The organism is Klebsiella sp. K5-45 (assembly GCF_030128605.1).
Classification (GTDB): Bacteria; Pseudomonadota; Gammaproteobacteria; order Enterobacterales; family Enterobacteriaceae; genus Klebsiella; species Klebsiella quasipneumoniae.
Map to the genome: position 1 here is coordinate 1 of NZ_JAKUZW010000022.1, position 26,194 is coordinate 26,194.

Annotated in this window: 25 protein-coding genes and 2 pseudogenes; 11 read left to right on the top strand and 16 right to left on the bottom strand. The window is 51.5% G+C overall.

What is annotated here, in order from left to right; all coding sequences use genetic code 11:
* The 6 genes and pseudogenes from MKS11_RS25930 to repA form a co-directional block, all read left to right on the top strand.
* The coding region (locus tag MKS11_RS25930) for a bacteriocin immunity protein (protein WP_142670129.1) at positions 1-155 on the top strand (155 nt) is incomplete at its 5' end.
* An 83-nt stretch (positions 156-238) separates the two neighbouring features.
* Positions 239-319, top strand: a pseudogene (locus MKS11_RS25935) (hypothetical protein); the annotation flags it as partial.
* Between the two features lie 105 nt (positions 320-424).
* On the top strand, positions 425-976 hold the full coding sequence (locus tag MKS11_RS25940) for a phospholipase D family protein (RefSeq protein ID WP_004152294.1): 552 nt from the start codon (positions 425-427) through the stop codon (positions 974-976).
* 320 nt (positions 977-1,296) lie between these two features.
* Positions 1,297-1,575, top strand: coding sequence for a replication regulatory protein RepA (locus tag MKS11_RS25945; RefSeq protein ID WP_004199332.1), 279 nt, complete (start codon positions 1,297-1,299; stop codon positions 1,573-1,575).
* Between the two features lie 216 nt (positions 1,576-1,791).
* On the top strand, positions 1,792-1,869 hold the full coding sequence (gene tap, locus MKS11_RS25950) for a RepA leader peptide Tap (RefSeq protein WP_004171457.1): 78 nt from the start codon (positions 1,792-1,794) through the stop codon (positions 1,867-1,869).
* Positions 1,862-2,719: an incFII family plasmid replication initiator RepA gene (repA, locus tag MKS11_RS25955; RefSeq protein WP_104458709.1), complete on the top strand. Its 858-nt coding sequence runs from the start codon at positions 1,862-1,864 to the stop codon at positions 2,717-2,719. The genes tap and repA overlap by 8 nt, the downstream gene beginning before the upstream one ends.
* 1,133 nt (positions 2,720-3,852) lie before the next feature.
* Here repA and MKS11_RS25960 read toward each other — a convergent pair.
* Positions 3,853-4,281: a GFA family protein gene (locus MKS11_RS25960; RefSeq protein WP_071885288.1), complete on the bottom strand. Its 429-nt coding sequence runs from the start codon at positions 4,279-4,281 to the stop codon at positions 3,853-3,855.
* 150 nt (positions 4,282-4,431) lie between these two features.
* Between MKS11_RS25960 and MKS11_RS25965 the strand changes: the two genes are divergently transcribed.
* Positions 4,432-5,129, top strand: a protein-coding gene (locus MKS11_RS25965; RefSeq protein WP_230514780.1) for an IS1 family transposase whose coding sequence is annotated in 2 segments (ribosomal slippage) — positions 4,432-4,681 and positions 4,681-5,129 — 699 coding nt in all. Because the reading frame shifts where the segments join, the coding sequence is not laid out codon by codon here.
* A 437-nt stretch (positions 5,130-5,566) separates the two neighbouring features.
* Here the strand turns inward: MKS11_RS25965 and MKS11_RS25970 are convergent.
* From MKS11_RS25970 to MKS11_RS25990, 5 genes are read right to left on the bottom strand one after another with little or no spacing between them, the layout of a single operon-like run.
* Positions 5,567-7,312: a biotin carboxylase N-terminal domain-containing protein gene (locus MKS11_RS25970; protein ID WP_004187005.1), complete on the bottom strand. Its 1,746-nt coding sequence runs from the start codon at positions 7,310-7,312 to the stop codon at positions 5,567-5,569.
* Positions 7,312-8,895 carry an urea amidolyase family protein gene (locus MKS11_RS25975; RefSeq protein WP_284109764.1) on the bottom strand — a complete coding sequence of 528 codons (1,584 nt, stop codon included), beginning with the start codon at positions 8,893-8,895 and terminating at the stop codon, positions 7,312-7,314. Before MKS11_RS25975 ends, MKS11_RS25970 begins: the two co-directional genes overlap by 1 nt.
* Before the next feature lie 12 nt (positions 8,896-8,907).
* The gene (locus MKS11_RS25980; protein ID WP_004187003.1) at positions 8,908-9,714 is read right to left on the bottom strand and encodes a putative hydro-lyase; all 807 of its coding nucleotides are present in this window, start codon (positions 9,712-9,714) and stop codon (positions 8,908-8,910) included.
* Complete coding sequence (locus MKS11_RS25985; RefSeq protein WP_087744684.1) at positions 9,711-10,484, bottom strand: LamB/YcsF family protein; 774 nt, start codon at positions 10,482-10,484, stop codon at positions 9,711-9,713. Before MKS11_RS25985 ends, MKS11_RS25980 begins: the two co-directional genes overlap by 4 nt.
* 8 nt (positions 10,485-10,492) lie before the next feature.
* Positions 10,493-11,737 carry an NRAMP family divalent metal transporter gene (locus MKS11_RS25990; protein WP_065884162.1) on the bottom strand — a complete coding sequence of 415 codons (1,245 nt, stop codon included), beginning with the start codon at positions 11,735-11,737 and terminating at the stop codon, positions 10,493-10,495.
* A 339-nt stretch (positions 11,738-12,076) separates the two neighbouring features.
* On the opposite strand from MKS11_RS25990, the gene MKS11_RS25995 reads away from it, so the two are divergent.
* Positions 12,077-12,727, top strand: coding sequence for a GntR family transcriptional regulator (locus tag MKS11_RS25995; RefSeq protein WP_004181705.1), 651 nt, complete (start codon positions 12,077-12,079; stop codon positions 12,725-12,727).
* Between the two features lie 32 nt (positions 12,728-12,759).
* Here the strand turns inward: MKS11_RS25995 and MKS11_RS26000 are convergent.
* A protein-coding gene (locus MKS11_RS26000) for an IS1 family transposase (RefSeq protein ID WP_259271199.1) occupies positions 12,760-13,457 on the bottom strand; the annotation gives its coding sequence in 2 pieces (ribosomal slippage) (positions 12,760-13,208 and positions 13,208-13,457; 699 coding nt in all).
* 240 nt (positions 13,458-13,697) lie between these two features.
* On the opposite strand from MKS11_RS26000, the gene tnpA reads away from it, so the two are divergent.
* The 3 genes and pseudogenes from tnpA (at position 13,698) to tnpC (ending at position 16,033) form a co-directional block, all read left to right on the top strand.
* Entirely contained in the window at positions 13,698-14,102 is a 405-nt protein-coding gene (gene tnpA / locus MKS11_RS26005; protein ID WP_071359866.1) for an IS66-like element accessory protein TnpA, read from the top strand.
* Positions 14,099-14,446 (top strand): IS66 family insertion sequence element accessory protein TnpB, encoded by a 348-nt coding sequence (tnpB, locus tag MKS11_RS26010; protein ID WP_044715322.1) that lies wholly within the window; start codon positions 14,099-14,101, stop codon positions 14,444-14,446. The genes tnpA and tnpB overlap by 4 nt, the downstream gene beginning before the upstream one ends.
* Before the next feature lie 48 nt (positions 14,447-14,494).
* Positions 14,495-16,033, top strand: a pseudogene (gene tnpC / locus MKS11_RS26015) (IS66 family transposase).
* Between the two features lie 121 nt (positions 16,034-16,154).
* On the opposite strand, the gene MKS11_RS26020 reads toward tnpC, so the two are convergent.
* The 9 genes from MKS11_RS26020 to MKS11_RS26060 form a co-directional block, all read right to left on the bottom strand.
* Positions 16,155-17,888 (bottom strand): nitrilase-related carbon-nitrogen hydrolase, encoded by a 1,734-nt coding sequence (locus MKS11_RS26020; protein ID WP_032738458.1) that lies wholly within the window; start codon positions 17,886-17,888, stop codon positions 16,155-16,157.
* Between the two features lie 50 nt (positions 17,889-17,938).
* A complete protein-coding gene (locus MKS11_RS26025; protein ID WP_032430981.1) occupies positions 17,939-18,580 on the bottom strand; it encodes an ANTAR domain-containing response regulator in 642 nt (213 codons plus the stop codon).
* Positions 18,564-19,736, bottom strand: coding sequence for a transporter substrate-binding domain-containing protein (locus tag MKS11_RS26030; protein WP_104458221.1), 1,173 nt, complete (start codon positions 19,734-19,736; stop codon positions 18,564-18,566). The genes MKS11_RS26025 and MKS11_RS26030 overlap by 17 nt, the downstream gene beginning before the upstream one ends.
* A 95-nt stretch (positions 19,737-19,831) precedes the next feature.
* Positions 19,832-20,818: an acetamidase/formamidase family protein gene (locus MKS11_RS26035; RefSeq protein ID WP_023328877.1), complete on the bottom strand. Its 987-nt coding sequence runs from the start codon at positions 20,816-20,818 to the stop codon at positions 19,832-19,834.
* 32 nt (positions 20,819-20,850) lie between these two features.
* Positions 20,851-21,570 (bottom strand): ABC transporter ATP-binding protein, encoded by a 720-nt coding sequence (locus tag MKS11_RS26040; RefSeq protein WP_023328876.1) that lies wholly within the window; start codon positions 21,568-21,570, stop codon positions 20,851-20,853.
* Positions 21,567-22,301, bottom strand: a complete 735-nt coding sequence (locus MKS11_RS26045) for an ABC transporter ATP-binding protein (protein WP_023328875.1) — start codon at positions 22,299-22,301, stop codon at positions 21,567-21,569. The genes MKS11_RS26040 and MKS11_RS26045 overlap by 4 nt, the downstream gene beginning before the upstream one ends.
* Entirely contained in the window at positions 22,298-23,359 is a 1,062-nt protein-coding gene (locus MKS11_RS26050) for an ABC transporter permease subunit (RefSeq protein ID WP_032738457.1), read from the bottom strand. Before MKS11_RS26050 ends, MKS11_RS26045 begins: the two co-directional genes overlap by 4 nt.
* Positions 23,360-23,368: 9 nt before the next feature.
* Complete coding sequence (locus tag MKS11_RS26055) at positions 23,369-24,238, bottom strand: ABC transporter permease subunit (protein WP_023328873.1); 870 nt, start codon at positions 24,236-24,238, stop codon at positions 23,369-23,371.
* A 96-nt stretch (positions 24,239-24,334) separates the two neighbouring features.
* Positions 24,335-25,555 carry an urea ABC transporter substrate-binding protein gene (locus tag MKS11_RS26060; RefSeq protein WP_071359863.1) on the bottom strand — a complete coding sequence of 407 codons (1,221 nt, stop codon included), beginning with the start codon at positions 25,553-25,555 and terminating at the stop codon, positions 24,335-24,337.
* Positions 25,556-26,194: the final 639 nt, after the last annotated feature.

Consider the following 26,194-nt stretch of genomic DNA (forward strand, 5'->3'; position numbering starts at 1 on the left):
TAACAGAGCATCCTGCTGGTTGGAACCTCATCTTCAAGCCTAAGGTAGGCGAAGATTCTTCGGCGAAAGGAATTGTTAAAACCGTAAAGGAATGGCGAGCTGCTAACGGTAAGCCAGGTTTTAAAAATCGTGATTGGATGTGCGGGTTCAGGTGATGAATCCGCACATTTTTAACTCTGGATTTGAAGAATAATTACTAGATATCCATTATTTTTTCCTGTCTCCAAACTGACCCCATGATGGATGGCTTCTGGGCTCTGTCCACGATACCGGCGACGGACCCGTCTGCTACTGGTTTCGGCATACCACAAAATCCTGACGCCTCCGCATGGCGTCGTTGTCCAACGCCGGGAGCGGGGGAAAAGCCAGTTTCCCCCGCTCCCGGCGTTTCTTAAACACCCGTTAAGGAAATACTGTGAAAAAAATGAACCGTACACTCCACAAATGTTGTCTGTCGGGACTTATCAGCCTGGCTTTGTGTGCACCTGTTCCGGCCGTGTATGCCGCCAGCATCGAGACGGGATATTCTCCGGAAGGAACGGCTCTGCAGTTGGTCCTGAAGACTATTGATTCTGCGCAGCAGGAAATCCGACTGATGGGGTATTCCTTTACCTCGCCTGAAGTCGCCGGTGCGCTTGTCAGGGCAAAGCGGCGTGGTGTCGATGTGAAAGTGGTTCTGGACTGGAAAGCCAATACTGGCAAGCAAAACCAGGCGAGCCTGGCGGCCATGAATCTTCTGGTCAATGCCGGCATCCCGGTTCGCACAGTGTCGCAGTACAAAATCATGCACGACAAAGTCATCATTGCCGACGGCCGCAATATTGAAGTCGGGTCTTTTAACTACACCCGCGCCGCTGATCGGGTCAATTCAGAGAACGTGCTTGTCGTATGGGATGATCCAGTCGTTGCTCAACGCTATCTGCAGCACTGGTTGACTCGCTGGTCGCAGGGTACGGACTGGAAACGGGCTTATTAATGCTCCTCAGACATAAAACGAGCATCAATACGGTTTACTTACGTCCATGCTAAAGCGCCTGGTCCGCCCGTCGCTCGTATCTTATCTCTTAAGCCTTGCCCCTGAAGGTACTCACTTTTAGTTCAGGATGGGGCTACTCTCCCACTCTCTTAAAAGAGGACATAGCCATCTCATTCAGTTGAAATTTGTACGCCAATACAAATTACAATTTTAGAAAGGATCTCTTGCAAATTGAAAGTAAGTTATTGATTTGCAGGATCTGAGAGTTCTGTAGTATCCTCCGTTCCGAAGACATTTCTGAGGTGTCAGGAGAGCGATAAATGTCACGTTCAGCAGATAAAACCACTTCCTCTACGAATGCAAAACGTGCATACCGGAAAGGTAAGCCAATGTCTGCCAGTGAGAGGCAGCTTGCTGCAATTGCGCGGAAACGCGAAACTCATAAAGAAGTTAAGGTTTTTGTTAAAAACCCACTAAAGGACGTGATGATAGCGGTTTGTGAGGAAGAAGGTCTGACACAAGCCCAGTTTATCGAGAAACTCCTCGAGCGAGAGCTTACAGAACGTGGTCTTATAGATGTAAAGACTTCACATTCTTGATCATGTTTTTATTGAGTGCTAGATTGTTGATGGTCTGAATAATTTTGGGTGTGCCACGCCCTAAGGTGGCAGGGAACTGGTTCTGATGAGGTATCTACCCGGGACCAGAAAAGCAAAAACCCCGATAATCTTCTTCAATCTTGGCGGAAGGAAAAGATTAACGGGGCCTTCATAAACTGCATAGAACGTGTTGCTCTATGCGGGGAGTATATGTACATGCTCAGAAAACTTCAAGATCAGTTTCTGTGTCATTCGCTCCTTCCGTGCAACATAAGCGCAGGAAGCGGTGACTGATATCCTTCAAAACCACTATTCACAGGTTAAAAACCCGAATCCGGTATTCACGCCGCGTGAAGGGAAAAAGACCCTGCCGTTCTGCCGTAAGCTGATGGCGAAAGCCGAAGGCTTCACGTCCCGTTTTGATTTTTCCATTCATGTGGCGTTTTTGCGTTCGCTGGGTAAGCGGCACAGGATGCCACCCCTGTTGCGCCGGCGTGCAATTGACGCGCTACTGCAGGCAATGTGTTTTCACTATGATCCGCTGGCCAATCGCGTGCAGCGCTCGATTACCAATATGGCCATCGAGTGTGGACTGGCCACCGAGTCCAGGAGCGGCAACCTGTCAGTCAGCCGTGCCACCCGGGCGCTGAAGTTTCTGGCCGAGCTGGGGCTCATCACCTATCAGACTGAATATGACCCGCAGATCGGCTGTAACATCCCGACCGATATCACCTTCACCCCGGCTCTGTTTTCCGCGCTTGACGTTTCTGAGGTGGCTGTGGTGGCCGCGCGCCGCAGCCGTGTGGAGTGGGAAAACCTGCAGCGCAAAAAGCAGAAACTGAAACCCCTGGAGATGGACGAACTGATCGCAAAAGCGTGGCGGTTTGTGCGTGAGCGTTTTCGCAGCTATCAGGCTGAGCGTAAATCTCACGGCCGTAAGCGGGATACTGCACGGCGGGATGCATCACGGCAGCGTCATGACATCGAGACGCGCGCGCGTCAGCAACTGACCCGCGAATACGCCACCGGCCGCTTCATGGGCGATAAAGAAGCGCTGAAGCGTGAGGTTGAGCGCCGTGTGCAGGAGCGCATGCTGCTGTCGCGCGGGAACAACTACACGCGACTGGCCACTGTCCCCCTATAACATTCCTTCCTTAAAAAATCCGGCCGGCGCCGGAGGCTTTCGCACGCCTGTTGGCCGGCTACTACGTATTATCTTATCTTCAGGCCTGCATTCCTCACCATAATTCCGGTCTTCCTGGCGTCAACGAGGCCTTAAATGTTATCGCCGGCGTCACTTCTGACGGCCGATTTCTGTTATCCACATATAACTGCAAGGGAGTATTTCATTAGGCTACAACCGTGACACGCACAAAGCACATGCCGTCGGGCTTTCAGGGCGCGTGGTTCCTTTTAAACACCAGCTCTGTATCTCTTTTAAAGATCCTTTAATAAATCCTGTAAACACATAACCTGTTCATCGCCTGCCCTGTGGACAGGCTGCGGAGAATGCCCGCCCTTGCAGCGACCTGACGGTCGCGCCGGTTCGGCAACACCTGAGAGAGCTCCCATCGCTTCGCGACGGGCCCTGACCGGAGAATACATTAGTTACAGCATTCATAAGGAAGTACATCACAAAACCGGCGCCGGTTTGCCGGCCATGTGCCCCTCCCCACCACTGAAAAGCGCCGCCGCCCCCGGCCGAAGGCCGGGAGTAGTGTCGCTTTTAATAATGGGTGTTGTAACTATTCTTCTTCATCGCTGTAAGGGGAGCTGCGGTCAGTTGTCTGGTACACGCTCGTAAGCGGCCCTGCGGCCCGCTAACGCGGAGATACGCCCCGACTGCGGCTGTCGCCTTGTCGGGTCCACTCCGACCGCGTACAGAAGCATCTATACCGTATTAAATGGGTATGGCTTAACAGCTACCGTGTTAAGTTCCCTGGTGTCGCTGAAATTTTTTATGAACATCCCCCTAAGCGTCAGCAGCAAGCTGCCGCCGCTAAGGCCCCGGAAATCACGCCCTTTACGTCGTAAACGCCGTAAAGCCCGCTCACCGGGGTTAAAAGGGATTACTTTGACTTCTTCATTGCTGTTAGCGGGTTAAAGCTAATCAGGGCAGGGGGTAGGGTGGCAGAGTTTATAGCCAGGTAACCGGCTACGCCGGGCTTTCGGCGCCATTTGACTCCACAGACACATGTAACCTCATCTGGCGCCTCCATGCCGCTGACGCGGCATCCAGAAGTTTCCCGATGCTGTAATTGTGCCAAATGCTGACGCTCAGGAATTGAGTTTCAGGTACTTTAAAAGCGAGGCTAGCGACTCGACAGGTCCAGCGTGACAACTAAGTGAGCGGGTTTCATCCCAGGGCATTGCATCATCAGTGCAGAAGTCTCCTGCACATTCCATTTCAAGACGTTCGTCAATTAAACCAACAGGAACCCAGACATAAGGTACGTCTCGCAGACTGTTAGGCACAGTTGAGCCACATACATTGCAAAAATCTGTACGGTACCCCGTTGGCTTAGACCATGAAGCAATGCAGTTTTCCCCTTTAATCCAGCGAAACTCACTGTCTTTGACTAGTGTGGCGAGATTGTAACCCACACCGCTCTGCTTTCTGCAAAGCGAGCAATGACAACGATAAAACACTGCTGGTTTATGAGTAAGTTCAAATTCAATTGTTCCACACAAACAAGATCCATTCATTTCAAAACCATTCCTGCAAGGTCTAAGAGATTTTATGAAACATTACCATCTTTTTTGTACTGAATAGGAGCGCTCTTTTTGGCAACTCAAAATCAGGTAATGGTACCAACTTACTGATTTAGTGTATGATGGTGTTTTTGAGGTGCTCCAGTGGCTTCTGTTTCTATCAGCTGTCCCTCCTGTTCAGCTACTGAAGGCGTGGTGCGTAACGGTAAAAGTACTGCCGGACATCAGCGCTATCTCTGCTCTCACTGCCGTAAAACATGGCAGCTACAGTTCACTTACACCGCTTCTCAACCCGGTACGCATCAGAAAACCATTGATATGGCCATGAATGGCGTCGGATGTCGCGCCAGTGCACGTATTATGGGCGTTGGCCTCAACACGATTTTACGACACTTAAAAAACTCAGGCCGCAGTCGGTAAACTCACGCATACAACCGGGCAGTGACGTCATTGTTTGCGCGGAAATGGACGAACAGTGGGGTTACGTCGGCGCTAAATCACGCCAGCGCTGGCTGTTTTACGCGTATGACAGGATACGGAGGACGGTTGTGGCGCACGTCTTCGGTGAACGCACGTTGGCCACGCTGGAGCGTCTTCTGGGCCTGCTGTCGGCCTTTGAGGTCGTGGTATGGATGACGGATGGCTGGCCGCTTTATGAATCACGCCTGAAGGGAGAACTGCACGTTATCAGCAAGCGATATACGCAGCGCATTGAGCGGCATAACCTGAATCTGAGGCAGCATCTGTCAAGGCTGGGCAGGAAGTCACTGTCGTTCTCAAAATCGGTGGAGCTGCATGACAAAGTCATCGGGCATTATCTGAACATAAAACACTATCAGTAAGTTGGAGTCATTACCGCAATTCGAAACCAAGACCTGAGGACTTTGTGTTCCTTAACTGGTAATATGCAGTGAGTGTCATAATTTATCCCTTAAAATAATACCGATACAAAGATATTTCTACAGGCATAGTTGAGTCTGTAAAATTGCTGATGGTTCAGATCGTTTGTAAGTAATAATAAATTATTCTGGTGGCACAGCAATTGGCTAAATAACTTTACCTTCATTAAATTTTTAAAGAAATACAATCAGGAAAAGTGACTTTAAAAATCTTTTTCGAACATGACGCTATTGATATCTGATATTGCCTGCAGAATTTTTTCATAGACGTACACCTCTATTACAACGACAGGCAACGTACCAGTAATGCGTGCTACCACGCACTTTTGCCGTGAAGGGCGCAAATGCGTGGCTGTAACCATAAACTGTTAACGCCTGGGTCAGGGCGTAACCTTACCCAACACACCATCCTGCTGGCAGCTTTCTCCTGCAGCAATCTGGATTGACAGCACTCCGTTGCGGGCAGCAAGTACCGGTACTTCCATCTTCATTGCTTCCATTACTGCTAGAGTCTCGCCTTCACTGACGGTTTCGCCGGATGTTTTAAGCCAGCGCTGCACAATGCCGGAGATGGGCGCAGTTACTGCACCGGCAACCTGTAATGCCTGGGGTGTTTCAGCCAGACTTGCCGGAACAGCACTACCGGAGGCAGCCTGGAAACTGGCCGGGAGAGCCAGTTGATGGCGCCGCCCATCAATTTCAATCCAGCAACGTTGTAGCGGGGAGTTACCTGGGGGTAAAGGGCGTACCTGTTCAGCAAGCTCAGCAGAAAAATCAGTCTCAATCCAGCGCGTATGAACACTAAAGCTTTTAGTAAAATCCGGGGAATGGAGTACCGCTTCATGGAAAGGCAGCACTGATGCCACTCCTTCGATGCGAAAGGCTTTGACTGCCTGGCGCGCACGCGCCAGCGCCTGGTCGCGGTCTGGTGCCCAAATGACCAGTTTCGCCATCAGTGAATCATAGAAGCCAGAAATAGTGTCTCCATGGGTGACACCACTGTCCACGCGTACCCCTGGTCCTCCTGGCAGATCAAAGCGGGTAATCGTACCCGGCACCGGGAGAAAACCTTTCGCCGGGTCTTCTGCATTAATCCGCAGTTCAATGGCGTGGCCACGCGGCACTGGTGGTGTGGTAATACTCAGTGGTAATCCATGGGCAACGCGTAGCTGTTCTTTGACCAGATCCAGACCGCTGGTTTCTTCAGTTATTGGGTGTTCAACCTGCAAACGGGTATTGACTTCAAGAAACGACAACACACCATTGGCACCCAGCAAAAACTCTACCGTGCCTGCGCTGCGGTAACCGGCACGCTGGCAAATGGACTGCGCGGCACTGGCAATTTGTGCTTCGATTTCAGCACTGAGAAAAGGCGCCGGGGCTTCTTCTACCAGTTTTTGGTTGCGGCGTTGCAGAGAGCAGTCGCGGGTACCCACCACGACTACGTGGCCCTGCTCGTCGGCGATAACCTGCGCTTCAATATGGCGCGGGCGGTCGAGATACTGTTCAACATAACACTCCCCGCGCCCGAAGGCTGTCAGCGCTTCACTGACGGCTGACTGGTAAAGTGTGGCGATTTCCTCCCGAAACCACGCCACTTTCAACCCGCGCCCACCACCACCAAAGGCAGCCTTGATAGCAACGGGCAGGCCGTGTTCATCGGCAAAGCGGATAACGTCCTCCGCGCAAGAAACCGGGTCTGGCGTACCTTTAACCAGCGGTGCACCAACTGCCATGGCAATTTTCCGCGCCTGGACTTTATCACCCAATTGCTCGATGGTTTCCGGGCGTGGGCCAATCCAGATAAGCCCGGCGGCTTCCACGGCACGGGCGAATTCAGCCCGCTCAGACAAAAAGCCGTAACCTGGGTGCACCATTGTGGCTTCACTGCGGCGGGCAACGTCGATCAGTTGTTCGATATTCAGGTAAGTCTCTGCCGGGCTGGACCCGGGTAATGCCCAGGCTTCACCAGCCAGGCGGCAATGCAGGCTGTCGACGTCCGGGTCAGCATAGACCGCGACACTGGCAAAACCGTATTCATGGCAGGCCCGGATAATGCGAACCGCAATTTCGCCCCGGTTCGCGACGAGCACTTTGTGTGGGGGAACGGTAGCAACAGCGCTCATTATTTATACTCCTCAAAAACAGTAAAAGGGTGAATGGCCCGAAAGCGAATCTGGCAGTTGGGCGGGAGTTGGCCCGCAATATCAAGATGGTAGTGGGCGACAGCACCAATCACCGGGTAACCACCGGTTAACGGGTGGTCGGCCAGAAACAGAACCGGTTGCCCGTTCGCCGGAACCTGGATGGCACCAATGCAAGTTCCTTCACTGGGTAATTCGCGGTTGTCACTGCGTGTAAGCGGTAACTCGCCCTGTAACCGCAGGCCAATGCGGTTAGATTGTGGCGTGACTTGCCAGCACTGGCTGGTGAGCCGGTCCAGCGCTTCGTCGTTGAACCAGTCGCAGCGTGGCCCTGGGATGATATCCAGCGTGATGGTCTCGCCGGGTGCCGGTAATGAAGGCAGGCCGATGACAGCAGGCTGTACCGCACTGTATGGCGGCGTGGTGCCTGCATACAATTTAACCCCAGCCTGTAACGGTTCCGGGCCAACTTGTGCCAGCGTGTCGCGTGAGGCACTGCCCAGTTGTGGTGTAACGGCCCAGCCGCCACGGCGTGCCAGGTAACTGCGCACGCCGCGTGCTGGCGCTCCCAGTCGTAACTGGTCGCCTGCTTCGAGTGCCAGTGGCGCTTCTGTGCTGGCGGTAAAATGTGCGCCGTCTGCACGGGTGACCATGACCGGGCAGGGCGCGCCTGTTAGCGCAACGACCATTGGGGCACAAATACGGGCTCTGAACCCACCGGCAGTAATTTCCAGTGCGGGCAGGTGACCAGGGTTGCCAACCAGCCAGTTGGCGCGCCGCCAAGCGGCCTGGTCAAGTGCACCCGAAGGGGATATCCCCATGCTTGACTGCCCTGCGCGCCCGGCATCCTGAAACAGGGTTTGTAAACCTGGTGATATCACTGACATCACTGCGCTACCGGAAGCTGATTGTTGGAGGGGATGTGGTTTTACCACCGGCACACAGACCGGGGCGCGCGTGACATCGACAAACTGCACTTGCATGCCGGGTTGCAATAACGCGGGCGGCTGCCTGTCCAGGGCAAACAGTGTTTCTGTGGTGCGGCCAATTATTTGCCAGCCACCGGGACTTGCGTGGGGGTAAATACCGCTGAATTCTCCGGCAAGCCCAACAGAACCCGCCGGAATACGGGTGCGGGGGCTTGCGCGGCGGGGAACCTGGATACCGGCTTCACGAGAAACAAGGTAAGCGAAACCTGGCGCAAAACCACAAAAGGCCACCTGCCACAAAGAGCCGGTGTGGCGCTGAATGAGCGCCTCAACACTCAACCCGAGGTATTCCGCCATCTCGGCCAAATCATCACCAGTATACTGAACGGGGATGGTGACTACTTTACCTGTGCGCTGAGCTTGCATCTGTCCGTCGAGCTGGCGAATGGCAGCAGATAACTGGTGGCACTGGGTGAGAGTTGGGTCAAAATGGATAAGCAGGGTACGGGCTGCAGGAATGATCTCTTCCACTCCTGACAATGGCGCAGCCTGCAAGGCGGCGAACAAAGCCAGCGTGTCATCAAGAGTGCCCAGCTCCACTAAAAAACTGGACAGGCTGCAAGGTAAAAATCGCACATTACATCCTTATTATTGTTGCCAGGCGGCGTTCGGAATATCGGTGATAAACATGTGGCCAGGGGCATGGCTTACAGCAAATGGCACCCGTGATGCCATCACTGCTGCCTGTGGGGTAACGCCACAGGCCCAGAACACTGGTATTTCTCCAGGGCGGAGTGTCACCGGGTCGCCAAAGTCTGGTTTGTTGATGTCCTGAATACCCAGCGCCTGCGGTTCACCAATATGTACCGGTGCGCCATGGACGGCCGGGTAACGGGCAGTAATAGTGACGGCATCAGCAACCTGATGAGCCGGAACCGGCCGCATGGAGACCACCAGTTCGCCTTTCAGCCTGCCAGCTTCACGGCAGGGGCGATTGGTTCGGTACATCGGCACATTGCAATCTTCGCTGATATGGCGGACATCAATGCCTGCCTGCATCAGTGGTGTTTCGAATGTGAAGCTGCAGCCAATCAAAAAAGTGACCAGGTCCGGGTGGCTTTGCCAGATTTCCCGGGCATCGGTCACTTCTTTAGCCAGTTCACCATCACGCCATACCCGGTAACGCGGTATGTCCGTATCCACACGGCCTCCAGCTGCCAGCATAGTGTGGCATTGCCCGGCTTCGAGGACATCAAGCACCGGGCAACTTTGTGGGTTGCGCTGCGCGTAGAGCAGAAAATCAAATGCCCAGTCGCGTGGCAGGGCTATCATATTCACTTGGGTCATGCCTGGCGCCATCCCGGCGGTGGGTTTGTCGTAACCCTTACGAATACGCAGGCGAGCCTGTGCCGCCTCTTCCAGTGCTTGTGGTGTTGCAGGGTAATTAATGTTCATTGCTGTTCTCCCGGGCAAAAAGGCGCAATTTGGATACCTTCCTGCTCCAGTGCAGCCCGCACTTTGATTGCCATCTCGACGGCACCAGGGGAATCACCATGCACGCAGATACTTTGGGCAGAGATGGGCGTGAACACACTTTCAACTGACACTACACCGCCTTCGCGCACCAGTTGCACCATACGGCTGGCAATGGCCTGTGTATCGTGCAACACAGCACCGGCTTCCCGGCGTGAAACTAGCGTACCGTCCTGATGGTAGGCCCGGTCGGCAAAGGCTTCAGCCACAACCTGCAACCCCTGCTCGCGAGCAAGCTGTGCAAGAGGAGAACCGGCAAGCACCACTAGTGGTAAACTGGCGTTATAGTCTTTAATCGCATTAATGACTGCCATGCCCTGGCGCCTGTCGTGTGCAATTGTGTTGTATAACGCCCCATGGGGTTTGACATAACTCACTCTGGTGCCCGCCGCACGGGCGAGGCCCGCCAGTGCGCCAATTTGGTAAATTACGCTAGCAGTCAGGTCGTCATCTGCCATATTCATTTCCCGGCGGCCAAAGCCCTGTATATCCGGGTAACCCACATGAGCGCCACAACACACCTGGTTGGCTGCGGCGGCTTTGAGTGTGGCCCGCATCCCGGCCGGGTCACCGGCATGGAACCCACAGGCAATGTTTGCGCTACTCACTACAGTCAGCATGCGTGCGTCCTCACCCATATGCCACTGACCAAAGCTTTCGCCAAGATCGCTGTTAATATCAATGGTGTTCATAGGCAGCCTTATGCAATTTTCAGGAAATTAAAAATAGTGGAAACCGACATGATGGCCATATACCAGGTCATGATGCAGGTTATCATCCCCAGCCAGAGCAACCAGCGTGGGTAACGGTAACCGTCCATCAGGTCTGCCCGGCGCCAGCCAACCCAAAGGAATAAAGTTAACCCCAGGGGAAGCACCAGGCCATTGAACCCGCCAGCAAACACCAGCAGAGCTGCGGGGGCTGTACCCAGGCACAGATACACAACCAGAGTGAATGCAATAAATATCAGAGTGGCGATATTGCGCTGGCGCTCAGTAATCCCCGGGCGGAAAACGGAAATAAAAGAAACGGATGTCCATGCGGCGCCTACCACGCTAGAAAGTGCTGCGGCCCACAATACAATACCGAAAATACGCAGGCCCACATTACCGGCTGCGGCCAGGAATGCCTGAGAAGCCGGGTTTGCATTGTGGCTGGAGAGATCAATGGTGACACCACTGGCAACCACGCCAAAAATAGCCAGAAACAGCACATAACGCATGATGCCGACCACAATAATCCCGCGGTTGGCCGCCGAAGAAACTTCTTTGATGTGTTCTTTGCCGCTGATGCCCTTATCGAGCAGGCGGTGAGCACCCGCATAACTGATGTAACCCCCGACAGTACCGCCAACAATAGTGGTGATTGCCGCAAAGTTAATATTGCTGGGGAACACGGTTTCACGCAGTGCCATGCCCAATGGTGGGTGTGAAACCAGTGCCACGTAGAGTGTCAGCACTATCATGACAACCCCCAGCGCAATAAGCATGCGGTCAAGCGCTACACCAGCACGGCGTGAAGCAAAAATATAAATCGCAACAGCTGCGCTGATAAGCCCACCCAGTTTAGGGCTCAAGCCAAACAAGGCATTCAGCCCTAAACCGGCGCCCGCGATGTTGCCAATGTTGAACACCAGTCCGCCAAAGATAACCAACACAGCCAACAGGTAGCCACTGCCCGGTATTGCCCGGTTTGCTACCTCTGCTGCATTCATTTGTGTCAGGGTTACCACGCGCCAGATATTTTGCTGTACGACAAAGTCAATCAGGATAGAAGCCAGAATACCGAACGCGAATGCGACACCCAGGGTGGCGGTGAAGGTGGCGGTTTGAGTAATAAAACCCGGGCCAATGGCGGAAGTCGCCATCAGAAAAATGGCGGCGAGAAGAGATGAACGCCGGTTTTGAACAAAGCTTTTATGCTGATTGATGTTATCAACTGCCATTGCATGCACTCCAGTCGGGGGGATGTCATGTTGTTAAGCAAAAACCATTCCATTGTTGGGTTAAAGTTATTTCATTGTTCATCAATTATAGATAAATTGATGAACAATATTGATCGTAGTGGAAAAAATACGAATGTAAAATATTTGTTAATGCATGGTTTTAAAAGAGTGAGATAACACGCAAGAACAACTGTGCACAGCAATGACGCACTGCATGCACCGGCCTGGTGCGTTGTTCGCGGCTATGCCAGCAATAATGCCGGGAAGGGGTGAGGATAAGTTGCTGCTTCTTCTGGATTATGGGAATATTGCCGCTTGTCCCCCGTTAGTGAGAGGCAGATGAGAGAACCTGCAGAGCCTGTACTGAGTGAAATGATTGCTCAGGCATTACGTCAGAAAATTATTGCTGGAGAGTTACTGCCTGGTGCCCGCCTCTCGGAAAGGGAATTAACCAGCCAGTTGGATATTTCCCGTAACACGTTGCGTGAAGTTTTTCGTTTGCTTACCCAGGAAGGGCTGTTGCGTTACCAGCCAAACCGGGGCGTGTGTGTGGCGGTACCCACAGATGCCGATATCATAGATATTTACCGCATCCGGCGGTTGATTGAATGTGATGCATTGCGTAATGCTTACCCATACCACCCGGCGATTACCATGATGGAGCGTGCTGTTAACGAGGCGCGTCGCGCTTTGCGGGAGGAAAACTGGGGGGAGGTTGGCACCGCGAATATGCAATTCCATGCAGCCATTGTCGCACTTTCAGACAGTGAGCGTCTGATGCGGCTTTACCAGCATATTTCAGCCGAATTACGCCTGGCCTTTGGTCAACTGGCAGATAAAGAGATGCTGCATTCACCCTATGTGGAGAAAAACGCGGGGATAATTTTGTTGCTGAAAGCGGGTGAAAACGGTAACGCCGCTGCCACCCTTGAAACCTACCTGAATATTTCTGAACGCACTATTCTGGCTGCGCTGGCGCGCAGCCGGTAATTTACCTGAGCTCTGGCGGTAATGACTCCAACTTACTGATAGTGTTTTATGTTCAGATAATGCCCGATGATTTTGTCATGCAGCTCCACCGATTTTGAGAACGACAGTGACTTCCTGCCCAGCCTTGCCAGATGTTGCCTCAGATTCAGGTTATGCCGCTCAATGCGCTGCGTATATCGCTTGCTGATAACGTGCAGTTCTCCCTTCAGGCGTGATTCATAAAGTGGCCAGCCATCCGTCATCCATACCACGACCTCAAAGGCCGACAGCAGGCCCAGAAGACGCTCCAGCGTGGCCAACGTGCGTTCACCGAAGACGTGCGCCACAACCGTCCTCCGTATCCTGTCATACGCGTAAAACAGCCAGCGCTGGCGTGATTTAGCGCCGACGTAACCCCACTGTTCGTCCATTTCCGCGCAAACAATGACGTCACTGCCCGGTTGTATGCGTGAGTTTACCGACTGCGGCCTGAGTTTTTTAAGTGTCGTAAAATCGTGTTGAGGCCAACGCCCATAATGCGTGCACTGGCGCGACATCCGACGCCATTCATGGCCATATCAATGATTTTCTGATGCGTACCGGGTTGAGAAGCGGTGTAAGTGAACTGTAGCTGCCATGTTTTACGGCAGTGAGAGCAGAGATAGCGCTGATGTCCGGCAGTACTTTTACCGTTACGCACCACGCCTTCAGTAGCTGAACAGGAGGGACAGCTGATAGAAACAGAAGCCACTGGAGCACCTCAAAAACACCATCATACACTAAATCAGTAAGTTGGCACCATTACCACTTAGTGCTTGCGACAGTCTCAGTTGGATAAATACCGCTGGCTAGATTATCATAAAGCGATAGCCGAATAGATGATTTTACTGGTTGATTACAGGCTTTATTAGTAAGCGTCGTCTCAGCACCGTCTGGCAGATCCTGATATTTCTGAGAGGATAGTGGACACCAAATATGGTGGACGCTATCCATGAAATCATTAACCGCAGTGCGTAAAAAAAGCCCTAATTATCCCGTTGAGTTCAAAATCAAAATGGTTGAACTCTCGCATCGACCAGAGATCTTCGTAGCGCAACTCGCTCGTGAGCATGGGATCAACGATAATTTGCTGTTCAAGTGGCGCCAGTACTGGCGCGAAGGAAAACTACGTCCTCCTTCAACAACAGAAAACAACGTGCCTGAGCTGCTCCCGATAACACTTGATGCCGAAGATGTTGTCCCTGCAACCTCCCCCCGGTCACAACCTGTAGCTGCTGCGGCACCTGAATCACTCAATATCAGCTGTGAAGTGACGTTCCGGCACGGATCACTCCGTCTGAATGGTGCCATCAGCGAAAATATCCTGAACCTGCTGATACGGGAGCTCAAACGTTGATCCCATTACCATCAGGGACAAAGATCTGGCTGGTCGCTGGCATCACCGATATGAGAAACGGCTTCAACGGCCTGGCGGCAAAGGTGCAGACGACGCTGAAAGACGATCCGATGTCAGGTCACGTTTTTATCTTCCGTGGGCGTAATGGCAGTCAGGTAAAGCTCCTCTGGTCTACCGGCGATGGACTGTGTCTGCTGACCAAACGGCTGGAGCGCGGCCGCTTCGCCTGGCCGTCAGCCCGGGATGGCAACGTGTTCCTCACACCGGCACAGCTGGCGATGCTCCTTGAAGGTATCGACTGGCGGCAGCCTAAAAGACTGCTTACGTCACTGACTATGTTGTAGGCCTCTTTATCCTGGTCGACGCTGAATGAGCCTGGTAATATACCCGGTATGAACAGCTTACTTCCTGACGATATCGATGAACTGAAACGTCTCCTTGCCGAACAGGAGGCGCTGAACCGTGCCCTTCTGGAAAAGCTGGCAGACCGGGAGCGCGAAATAGACCATCTGCAGGCGCAGCTGGATAAACTTCGCCGGATGAACTTCGGCAGCCGTTCCGAAAAAGTCTCCCGCCGTATCGCACAAATGGAAGCCGATCTGAACCGGCTTCAGAAAGAGAGCGATACGCTGACCGGTCGGGTGGATGACCCGGCAGTACAGCGCACTCTGCGTCAGACCCGCACCCGCAAACCGTTCCCCGAATCACTCCCCCGCGATGAAAAACGCCTGCGGCCAGCGGGTTCCTGCTGCCCGGAGTGTGGTGGTGCGCTGAGTTACCTGGGTGAAGATGCCGCCGAACAGCTGGAGCTGATGCGCAGCGCTTTCCGGGTTATCCGGACAGTACGTGAAAAGCATGCCTGTACTCAGTGCGATGCCATCGTGCAGGCCCCCGCGCCTTCACGGCCCATCGAGCGGGGTATCGCAGGACCGGGGCTGCTGGCCCGCGTGCTGAGTTCAAAGTATGCAGAGCACACCCCGCTGTACCGCCAGTCTGAAATATACGGCCGCCAGGGTGTGGAGCTGAGCCGCTCACTGCTGTCGGGCTGGGTGGATGCGTGTTGCCGGCTACTGTCACCGCTGGAAGGGGCGCTTCAGGACTATGTGCTGACTGACGGTAAGCTCCATGCTGATGACACGCCTGTCCCGGTGCTGTTGCCAGGTAATAAGAAAACGAAGACCGGGCGGTTGTGGACGTACGTTCGTGACGACCGTAACGCCGGGTCAGAGCTGGCGCCGGCAGTGTGGTTCGCTTACAGCCCGGACTGAAAAGGTATCCACCCGCAGAGCCATCTCGCCGGCTTCAGCGGTGTTCTGCAGGCGGATGCGTACGCCGGGTTCAACGAACTGTACCGCAATGGACAGATAACGGAAGCTGCCTGCTGGGCTCATGCCCGCCGCAAGATCCACGATGTGCACGTTCGCACCCCGTCAGCGCTGACGGAGGAAGCCCTGAAACGGATCGGTGAGTTATATGCCATCGAGGCGGAAATAAGGGGGATGCCGGCGAAGCGACGCCTTGCAGAACGTCAGCAAAAAGCTAAACCGCGGCTGAAATCCCTGGAAAGCTGGCTGCGTGAAAAGGTGAAAACGCTGTCGCGACACTCAGAACTGGCGAAAGCGTTCACGTACGTACTGAACCAGTGGCCGGAGCTGGCTTACTATACTGACGACGGCTGGGCCGAGGCAGATAACAACATAGCTGAGAATGCGCTACGGATGGTCAGCCTGGGCCGCAAAAACTACCTGTTCTTCGGTTCGGATCATGGAGGAGAGCGGGGAGCGCTGCTGTACAGCCTGATCGGGACATGCAAACTGAACGGAGTGGAGCCAGAAAGCTACCTCCGTTATGTCCTTGACGTCATTGCTGACTGGCCGATAAACCGGGTCAGCGAACTACTCCCCTGGCGCGTAGCACTGCCAACTGAATAACACATCCCCGTCAATACGGTTCTCGCTGCACGCTTACTTTAGTTAATAGTCTGGGTTTTTTTCATTGCTTCTCATCAGTGATGAAGGGCGCAATTATTAACCCGGGTTGTAACGAAAAGGCTTAATACAGCAGCGGTTTATAGTGATGGGGTTGGCGCATGGCAACCAGATCTTTACGCCGTACCACATTGGTTGGATAAGGGCTGTCAGCAAGAGAGCGTGTGTCGACGATTTGTGTTGTGACCAGCGTTTCCTGCCAAAGCAGCCGTTCTTGCCGTGGAAAAGTGAAGGTTTCTGGCCCGAAAATTCCGCTAAATCCTCCTGCCCCATCTATACCATCAAGTGCATTAGCAAAAACCAGATAAAGATTGTTTTCTCCCGCACGGGTTCTGAATAAGTGCCAATGCAGCGGATCGGCCCCTGTTGGGATAGGGAAATTCTGTGTCACAGAGCTGCCCGCGTGGGCGGCGGTAAATCCTGCCGAAAGCGCAGCAGAACACGCAATAATATCGCATCCCATTAAAGCGAGAATTCGTGCTGATTCGGGAAACAGGGCATCGTGACCTGACAACAATCCAATTCTGCCAAGCGCGGTATCAAACACTCGCCAGTGTTCTCCCGCGCTGGCCCATTTTTGGCTTTCCTGCGAAAGATGGATTTGCCTGTAACTGCCGATTATCCCTTCTGGCCCAAACAGCATCTGTGCAATGTAGTTTTTATCATGTTGCTTTTCTGCCATTCCGACCACAAGGTAGACTCTTAGCTGTATAGCCAGGCGAGCCAGCGTCTGCACTGCCGGGCTTTCTAACGTTTGAGCATGAGCCGCATTATCGTAATGACCTGTCAAGGCTAATTCAGGGAAGACGATCAGCTCGCTACCTTGCTCCAAAACAGCTTCTTTTGTCATGGCGATTATCGCCGCCAGATTATCTTCAACTTGCTCACCGGGAGATAACTGCGCCACGGTGATACGGCTCTGCTTGCCTGGGGGGAGTGGCTGATGTCCATACAGCCCAAAGAAATCCTGCGGGTTCCATAAAAAACTGTCGCTTAATAGTAAGTGATAATAATCAGGACGGCGTTGATAAAAAACCGGCTCCCCTAATACCTGGCGCTGGCGGCTACGGTTGATATCTATTTCGGCATACGCTATCCCATTACCGTTATCGACCACTGCGGCAATGTTGCCATCAGGCTCAATAATACAACTACCGCCGCTAAACTGAACTCCGCGTTCTAGTCCCCAGCGGTTACTCTCCAGCAGATAACAACCGTTTTCCATTGCCCGGCTAATCCAGTAGGGCGCGGGGGTGCGTTCTGCCAACCAGTTGCTGATGTGACAAATGACGTCAACGCCGTCCAGGGCCAGCAAGCGGGCTGTTTCCGGGAAGTGAATATCCATGCAAACCAGCATACCAATGCGTCCTAGCGGAGTATCGAAGACTTGATGTCCAGAATCGCCCGCCGCAGCCCATTTGGGTTCTGAAATATAGGGGTGGGTTTTACGATGGCAACCGATAACACCCTCAGGCCCTATTAATACGGCGCTGTTGTAATACAGCGATGTATTGGGGTCGATTTCAGGCATTCCCAAAACGATATAGCATTGATAATGTTGCGCTAACTCAGCAAAAAGTGCTGTACTCTCGCCAGGGACGGTTTCTACCATCGGCGCAATCTCCTGCCGGTCAAACCAACAGTATCCCGTTGTTGCCATTTCCGGGGTTGTAATCAAGCGTGCACCTTTCTGTGCCGCCTGTTCAACCAATATAAGTAATTGACGTAAATTGGCTTCTTTGGCAAACATTAAGGGTTCGAATTGAATTGCGGCTGCAAGATAAGGGGCTATCGGCATGATGATCCTCACGATTAATAAATGCGATGTTCAGGGAGCCCAGGTAAGGCTTACTTCATTTTTCCGGATGCTGGCGCCCCGGGCGTAGTCCAGGAGAAAATGTCATTGGCCTGTATTAACGAACATGAGATCTCTTCGACAGTAATACGTTTGTCCATAGCCTGATGGCGCAGAATCTCATAAGCCTGTTCTTCGCCAATGCTGTGCATTCTCATCAGGATGGCTTTAGCTTCACTAACCTGACGGATACCGAGCATTTTTTTCTCCAGTCGTTCTATTCGATCGCTCATCTGCCGTTGTTGTTGAGCATGGTGCAAAGCAAACACCATCGCAGAGAGTAAGCCTGAAGAGCGAATTGGAGTTGTTATCGTGGCTCCCGCACCCATGCTGATGGTTTGATCGATAAACGTTGGATTTTCATAGGCGATAACCGCGATAAGGACATGTTTACTCAGATTAAGCCACGACACGTCTGGTTCTGGGTTATCTGACTGTAATGCATAGAAAATCAGGTCCGTATCAGCGGGAAGTCGTTCAGGAATAGGCCAGAAGGCCTGAACCTTAAATCCCATGCGGCGTAAATGATTAGTGAGTGTTGCACCGTCATCATCATCGGGGTGTAACACTACGCAACGAATCCCCCGACTCAGTAATATGGCTGTTGTGCTAAGTCTGCTATCGTGAGGGCGCATATGGATACCCCACAGTTGTTAGCTTCGTTACCCAATCGCCCTGAATCTGATTGGTCATATAGGGATCGGGATCGACAATACGGCGAGACTCCTGGACAATTGTAAATTGCCCATTTTCATTTGCCATACCAATGCGCGGATATAGCCCGGTATGCTGATTAAGCTGATCAATACGAATACGCCCCTGGGGAGCATCAAACTGGCTACCCCTCAGCGCGATTGATAACGGGTAGATATGATCACTGCCACACTCGGCCATGGCTTTTGCAAAAAGGTGTACCTGGCTGTACGTGGCCTCCCAATTCATGTCCGTACTCATTTCCGGTCCGAATTGCTTACGGAATTGTTTGAGTGCGGATTGATTTGCCTTGGTGTTAATACTTTGAAAATAGGGGGCGGAAGTAAAATGCCCCTTTGCGGCCTCCGCGCCCATAATGGCAATCTCAGTTTCTGAGGTATTTAAGCTACCAATAGGCATACGCGCAGGATCTAAACCTGCAGCCTTATAAGCCTGATACAGGAAAGGAACGGTCTGCCCGACAACAGTGCTGAAAATAAAATCTGGCTGCTTTTTCATGACCTCATCAATAATAGGTAGAAAAGCTTCATAGGGCGCATTCAAATCAAGATAACGCTCACCAATCACTGCTCCGTCATGCCGTTGCAGAATTAATTCCTGCATGTTGCGGTTACATTCGTAGGGATAAATATAACGGGAACCAATCAAATAAACCCGTGTCCCAAACTGAGCCGCGAGGTAGTCAGCCAGCTGTACACAATTCTGATTAGGCGCGGCACCGCCATAGAAAATATTTTCTGAAAACTCAAAGCCCTCATACAGTTGCGAATAAAACAGCAACCGACGATATTTTTCAACAATCGGTGACATCGCTTTTCGGCTGCTGGAGGTATAGCCGCCAAAAATCACATTTACTTCATGTTCGGTAATTAATTCCTCGGCCATGGCACGAAACAGTACATCGTCAGATTGCGGATCCAAATGAATTGCATTGAGTGGTCTGCCGTTGATGCCGCCATTTTGATTAATTTCGGCAATAGCCTGGGTTGCTCCGCGCCATTGTGACAACTCTTGTGCCGCCGTCACTCCGCTGAAGGAGTAAAGTAAACCAATATTGATGGGTGTATCTGGCCCCATATGCACCTGCTTTAGCTGTTAAAAATAGCGATTGTTTGAACTTACACATTACCCCGATCTACATCGGGGTAATGTTCACCGGTTAGTTATTCCTACTAAACTAACAGGTTTTTGTTCAGCATCGCGCCAACGGTGTATTTGGGGTCGACCATGTTGCCCAGCCGCACTTTGCCGCATTGACTCAGAAGCATGTAGGCATCCCATTGTTCGAAGCCAAAGTCTTCTACCAGCCAGTAAATTAAGTCGCGATATGCAATTCGCGTCGCATCCTCCAGCGGACGTGCACTGCCAATACTCATAATATTTTCGGCATTCTCCATTCGTGGCCAGGAAAGCTGCCAGTTCTTGATCAAATCGACTTTGATGGTGGTGATTGAGGCAAACTCTACTGCGGTCCCGCAAATCTCACCATCACCCTGACAAGCATGGGCATCACCAATAAACAGGCGGCCTCCAGGCGCACGTACCGGCAGATAGGTAATACTCCCTGGTCCTATATCCGGCACATCCATATTCCCGCCGTGATTGTCTGGCGTCAGTGAATTGATTGAGTCAATTTCTGGCGATACGCTCAAGGTGCCAATATGGGGTTTATAGGGAAGCGTATGGCGTTTGCTCCAGTAGACCTTTTCACTGTCGAGTTTAATCATGCGCACCTTTTCTGGCAGCGGATCATTGAGCATGGCCGTCAGGTCGGTCCCGGTCAGTCCGCCAAAATGCGGAATCATGGCGCAGATGCCGTAGGGATCAACGCCGCGGGGCAACATGGATTCGATATAGACAGCGAGCACATCACCTTTCTCCGCGCCATTGACCATGATCGGTCCGTTTTGTGGGTTGAGAAAGGGCATTTTTAGCAACTGGCTCGGAATATCCTGTTCCGAATTGATAGCACCTTCAAAAGCATCTCGAGTGTCGACAATAATCCGGTCACCGGGTTCGATGGTCAGGACGGGTGTGGAATAAGGGCCAATGGTGTAATGAAACTCTTTTTGCATTTCTTCCGTCAGGTGATGCGTTACCGGTTTACGCCCGGCACCAACACCGCGTTTGGCCATAATGGATTCTTCCAACCATTTCATATGTTATTCTCCACGTAATTTATAGCGTTTAGTTACAGAGCCAGATGACGACGCATTAAAAGATCATCAGAGAGCTGTTGTTGGGTCAGCGTTTCTACAACCAGGCCTTTATCCATTACCGCACAGCGCTGTGCGGCCCGCTGGATCATCGCAATATCCTGCTCGACCAGGATCACGGCCACATGGAGTTCCCGGGCGATGCGTACCAGGGTATCGGCAATGATATTGACGATAGAAGGTTGGACACCTTCGGACGGTTCATCCAGCAGCAGGACCTTTGGTGAGCCCACCAGGGCTCTGGCAATCGCCAATTGCTGTTGCTCACCGCCACTCATAGTTCCGGCTTTTTGCTTGAGCCTTTGCCGCAATATGGGGAAGTAATCCAGTACCCGATCCAGCATCTCTTTTGCAAATTCGCGATGTTCACGGACAAATTGCATTCCGACTTGCAGATTCTCCGACACGGTCAGCCCGGTAAAAACTTCACGCCCTTGCGGGACGTAGCCAATGCCTAAACGAGCGCGGCGCTGCGGTGAGGCCTGAGTAATATCAATTTCGCCCAATAAAATTTGGCCTTGCTTTGCCGGAACAACGCCAATTAATGTGCGCATCAATGTGGTTTTGCCTACGCCATTGCGGCCAATCAAACCCAATACCTCGGCTGCATGTAGCTGCAGTGTTACGCCATTGAGAACTTGCCCACCGCCATAGCCACCGGCCAGCTCCTGCATTTGTAAAACAACGTTAGTCATACGGTTTTCCCCAAATAGATGTCTGCTACATCCTCGCGAGCCAGCACTTCGCCGGCATTGCCGTCTGCAAAAACTTTCCCTCCATGAAGGACCGTGACCTGTGAAGCAATTTGCCGGACAAATGTCATATCATGCTCCACCACCAGTAATGTCAGACCGTCATTTTGCATTTGCTTAATTAACTCGCCAGTCAGGTAGGTTTCATCAATTGACAAGCCTGCGACTGGCTCATCGAGCATGAGTAACGTGGGTTGCAGCGACACCGCCATAGCAATTTCTAGCCACTGTTTTTTGCCGTGGGATAGATTAGCCGCGAGTTGACGACATTCAGCGGTAAGCTTAAAACGCTCTAATAACTCATCCACACTGACTGCCTGTGAGCGAACTTCCGGGCGTAAATGGCTGAGAGATAATTGCAAATGTTGCGCAACTGTCAGTTCAGGAAAGATCCCGGGAATTTGAAACTTAATGCTCATTCCCATTTGAATACGCTGAAAAGGCGCTAAGGTATTTATCCGCTGATTGAAAAAGTGGATATCTCCATTACTGGGTACATGCTCGCCAGTGAGTAATTTGAAAAAGGTACTTTTACCGGCACCATTTGGGCCAATAACACATCGCACTTCGCCACGACGTATTTGTAAATCAACTTGATTGATAACTTGAGCACCACCGAAGTGTTTGCTTAATCCCCGTGTTTTGAGGATCGGTTCCTGCGAGACCTGATTCATAGCGAGTCCTCCTTTTTCCGGCGTGAGGAGAGCAAGCGGGTGATGCTCTCAGCCAGCCAGGATAAAAGTCCGTTGGGCGCCGCTAATACCACTAACAGCAAGATGGCGCCCAGTAGAATCAAGGCATATTCGCTGCCATAAACAGCTAACCATTGGGATAGCCACACTAGGATGGCCGTAATGATCACCGTGCCAAAAATGTTTTTCCGCCCAGCGGTGGCAACCCAGATGACCGGCATTGCAGCGGCGGATAAACCCATTGATGACGGGGTAATATATGATCCCCACAGGGTATAAAGTGCTCCGGACAGGCCAGAAAGTACACCTCCCAGCACAAACACCAGTAATTGATAACGGCGGATATCAATGCCGAGCATCTCTGCCCGATGAGGATTTTCACGAATTGAGGCCAACGTCAGGCCAAAATTGGAGCGTAACAACGTCCTCACCCCCCAATAAACACCCGCGAGCAGCAAGATAATCAGGTAATAAAAGCCGTTGTCTTCCAGTGGCAAGTCACCGTTAACCCATGGTATGGACAAGGGGGGCATCCCTGACATACCGTTGAAACCATTCAAACGCGCACTGCCGATAGCCCATTGTGGACCTGCAGTTTGTGACATAAAGGTTTCCAGGACCAGAGTGCAGGACAGGGTTACGATACCAACAAAAATACCGGTTACCCCGCCGTAAAACATCAGGTAACCCAGTGCCGCAGCCGCTGCAGCGGCAAGCAGCAATGCGACAATTAAACCGGACCAGGTAGAGAGCACGCCAGCGCCGAAGTTTAATGTCATCACACCATAGGCGTAACCCGCCAGACCAAAGAACGCCGTTTGGCCGAAAGATAAAATACCGCCATGTCCCCACATCGCAGCTAATCCGATGGCGCCGAAGGTCCAGAGAAGAAAGTAGGAAAAGTCACCGATCGTGGTGCTATCGACCACTAACGGTAGCATGAGAGCACCAGCTAAAATTAACAATGTCGCCAGCCAGCTCGAGGATTGTCTGTGTTTCTTCATACCATTCGCCGATAAATTAAGAGAGGTTGTTGTCACATTCAGCTCCTAGCGGTTACGGGTAAACAGGCTGCCAACACCATTCGGTAGTACGCGAATAACCAGTACGGCGGTGACCAGTAAGCCAATTTGGCCAGCAAGTTGCCCATACCAGGAATTTAACCCGGTCTGTATTGCGCCCAGGGCAATTGCGGCAGGAATAGTGCCAACCAAGACATTTGCGCCGCCCACGACGACCGAAACAAAGGCCTGGATAATAAAGCTGCTCCCCATGGTAGGGACGGCAGTCAACGTCGGGGCATAAATAGCCCCGGCCAGCCCGGCCAATCCAGCACCCAGCGCGAAAGTTAAGGTATAAATACGGTCAGTTTCTAACCCCAGGCAGGAGGCCATACGGGCATTTTGAATAGTCGCTCTGGCACAGACTCCGTAGTTGGTGTGGAAAAACAGCCAATAGAGCATCATTAATATAGCGATGGCGAAGAAAGGCAGCAGTGCACGGTAAGTCGCAAAAGAATATTCGCCGAGAGTGAAAGAGCCGAAAGGTGTTGAGAGCCCTTCCAGTGATGGACCGGCGATGAGTAACATGCTTTGTTGCACAATCAGGCTAATAGCCCAGGTTGCGACTACCGAGTCATACAGACGCCCATAAAGATGGCGCACGATGAGACGCTCGATGACTCCGCCGAAGAATGCCGCGGCTAATGTACCGCACAGCATGGCGAACGGAAGCGGCAAACCCGATTTGTTCATCAGTATGGTGACATAGGCACCGCACATAATGAATTCACCGTGTGCCAGATTTATCACCCCCATCATGCCGAAGATAACCGCCAGCCCCAATGCTGCCAGCACCAGATAAGCGAAGTTATCGCCAAACTGATAAATCACTGAGTAAATAAAAGAAAGCGCTAACATCGTTGGCAATCCCCGGTGTCCTGATTGACACGATTTAAAATGGATATAACAGGGAAGTTCCCGTTACTCGAGCACTTCCCTGGCACGTGGTTTGATTTACGATTTTTTAGGTGGTGATGATGGGGTGTACTGGCTGTGGTCCGGTTTTACCGGCAAATTACAGCCAGCGTCTCCTAGCCAGTAAGGTTTGATATTTTCCCATACCTTAGGTATCTCGATAGAATGATCATCTTTTACATGGGCCAGATAGATGGTATGGCTCAAATGGTGACTTTTGGGATCAATACATACTTTTCCGGACGGTCCATCAGTACAGATATCACCACTTTCCAGCGATTTACGAACAGCATCCATATTAGTCGTGCCGGCTTTCTCTACTGCCGCTTTGTAAAGATAAACCGCATCATAAGCATTAGCCGCTTCCTGATTGATGTAGGGTTCATTCGGGAATTTGGCATGGAAGCGTTGTTTGAAGTCATTACTGGCCGGGCTGTCTACTTCTTCTATGTAATTAGTCGTGACATACATGTCTTTCAGCGCCGGGGCTTTAAAGCGTTTATGCTCATAAGCCTGGCCAACGTTGACGGAGCTCGCCATTGGTAAATTTAGTTTTGCCGCCGCTTGTTGCTCATAATAGGAAGATTGGTTCGCCCCAACCAATAATGTCATCACAAAATCGGGCTTGGCTTTCTGGATATTTTGAATCGTTTGACCAAATTGCGAGACGCTCAGTGGGATAAACTCTTCACCCACCATGGTACCACCATTTTCTTTCACAATTTTGCGGACCCATTCAGCCGATATTTGCCCGAAATTATAATCGGCAGCAATGGTATAAACTTTTTTACCATACTTCGCCATCATCCATGGAATTAATGTAGAAAATTGTTGTTCAGGAACCGCACCAGTGACGAAAACATTAGAGTCACACACGCCACCTTCATACTGATTGTTATACCAGTAAAGCTGTTTTTCACGATCCATAATCGGCCGGATAGCCTCACGCGAGGCGCTGGAAAATGCCCCAAAAATCACATCCACTTTATCGTTTTTAATCAGACGACGGGCCATTTGTTGAAAACGTGTGTTGTCGGATTGCGTATCGTATTGTATTAAATCAATTTTTCTCCCGAGTATTCCGCCTTTGGCATTAATCTCGTCTATTGCAAGCTCAGTCGCATGAATTTTAGGAATAACCGGTAAAGCAAAATTACCTGAAGCATCTTCCAGTAAACCAATTTTTATTGGTTGTTCTGCCGCGGTTGCCATTCCTGAAGTGGTTACGGTAAATACAGTAGCAATTGCGATTGATAGCATGCTGTAATGACATTTTATTCTGGACATAAGTACCCCTGGTTCAGTTAATAGATAGACCTGAAAAAAAGCCAAAAAAAAAGCCCAGCAAAGTCAAATGACATTGCGAGGGCTCTATTGCCATAACCACAAGCCGACAACGTTGGCGTTCTTGCGGAGAAGTCAGCATCACTATAGTAATTATTTCTGAGCATTGTCAACTATTAATTTCTAATAAAAATAAAAGTGGCGCCTGGAAAGTATTGCACCAACTCGGGGCAGGCAGTTGCACAACAATAGCCCATGAGAACACACGTGCTAACTGTGCATATATCATAGGGAAACAGCTATATTATCGCGCGAAGATTTGAGAGATTAAGAACAAAGGGTTAATAAATTGCACCAATAAGATATTTAACACCCATTGGGAGTCTGGCTATAATTATTGCTTCTAAAATGGATACCATCTATAACTGGACTGACCCCACCTCAGCAGGTATTCCCTGTCCTCACGACGAGGTCAGTTTAAAGTCCTCTGAAGTGGTTTACTGAATTTGGCCACCTGAACAGAGGTGATATGCTCACCTCAGAACAACACAGGTGTCATAATGAAAAAAAGAAATTTCAGCGCAGAGTTTAAACGCGAATCCGCTCAACTGGTCG

What these genes read in the sequence shown, in the direction of transcription:
- MKS11_RS26045 (WP_023328875.1), bottom strand. Translation starts at nt 22,301, where the DNA reads ATGAATCAGGTCTCGCAGGAACCGATCCTCAAAACACGGGGATTAAGC.
- MKS11_RS25990 (WP_065884162.1), bottom strand. Translation starts at nt 11,737, where the DNA reads ATGGCAGTTGATAACATCAATCAGCATAAAAGCTTTGTTCAAAACCGG.
- MKS11_RS26030 (WP_104458221.1), bottom strand. Translation starts at nt 19,736, where the DNA reads ATGGGGCCAGATACACCCATCAATATTGGTTTACTTTACTCCTTCAGC.
- tap (WP_004171457.1), top strand. Translation starts at nt 1,792, where the DNA reads ATGCTCAGAAAACTTCAAGATCAGTTTCTGTGTCATTCGCTCCTTCCG.
- MKS11_RS26020 (WP_032738458.1), bottom strand. Translation starts at nt 17,888, where the DNA reads ATGCCGATAGCCCCTTATCTTGCAGCCGCAATTCAATTCGAACCCTTA.
- MKS11_RS26025 (WP_032430981.1), bottom strand. Translation starts at nt 18,580, where the DNA reads ATGCGCCCTCACGATAGCAGACTTAGCACAACAGCCATATTACTGAGT.
- MKS11_RS25995 (WP_004181705.1), top strand. Translation starts at nt 12,077, where the DNA reads ATGAGAGAACCTGCAGAGCCTGTACTGAGTGAAATGATTGCTCAGGCA.
- MKS11_RS25985 (WP_087744684.1), bottom strand. Translation starts at nt 10,484, where the DNA reads ATGAACACCATTGATATTAACAGCGATCTTGGCGAAAGCTTTGGTCAG.
- MKS11_RS26035 (WP_023328877.1), bottom strand. Translation starts at nt 20,818, where the DNA reads ATGAAATGGTTGGAAGAATCCATTATGGCCAAACGCGGTGTTGGTGCC.
- MKS11_RS25945 (WP_004199332.1), top strand. Translation starts at nt 1,297, where the DNA reads ATGTCACGTTCAGCAGATAAAACCACTTCCTCTACGAATGCAAAACGT.
- MKS11_RS25960 (WP_071885288.1), bottom strand. Translation starts at nt 4,281, where the DNA reads ATGAATGGATCTTGTTTGTGTGGAACAATTGAATTTGAACTTACTCAT.
- MKS11_RS25980 (WP_004187003.1), bottom strand. Translation starts at nt 9,714, where the DNA reads ATGAACATTAATTACCCTGCAACACCACAAGCACTGGAAGAGGCGGCA.
- MKS11_RS26055 (WP_023328873.1), bottom strand. Translation starts at nt 24,238, where the DNA reads ATGTTAGCGCTTTCTTTTATTTACTCAGTGATTTATCAGTTTGGCGAT.
- MKS11_RS26060 (WP_071359863.1), bottom strand. Translation starts at nt 25,555, where the DNA reads ATGCTATCAATCGCAATTGCTACTGTATTTACCGTAACCACTTCAGGA.
- MKS11_RS25940 (WP_004152294.1), top strand. Translation starts at nt 425, where the DNA reads ATGAACCGTACACTCCACAAATGTTGTCTGTCGGGACTTATCAGCCTG.
- tnpA (WP_071359866.1), top strand. Translation starts at nt 13,698, where the DNA reads ATGAAATCATTAACCGCAGTGCGTAAAAAAAGCCCTAATTATCCCGTT.
- MKS11_RS26040 (WP_023328876.1), bottom strand. Translation starts at nt 21,570, where the DNA reads ATGACTAACGTTGTTTTACAAATGCAGGAGCTGGCCGGTGGCTATGGC.
- MKS11_RS25970 (WP_004187005.1), bottom strand. Translation starts at nt 7,312, where the DNA reads ATGAGCGCTGTTGCTACCGTTCCCCCACACAAAGTGCTCGTCGCGAAC.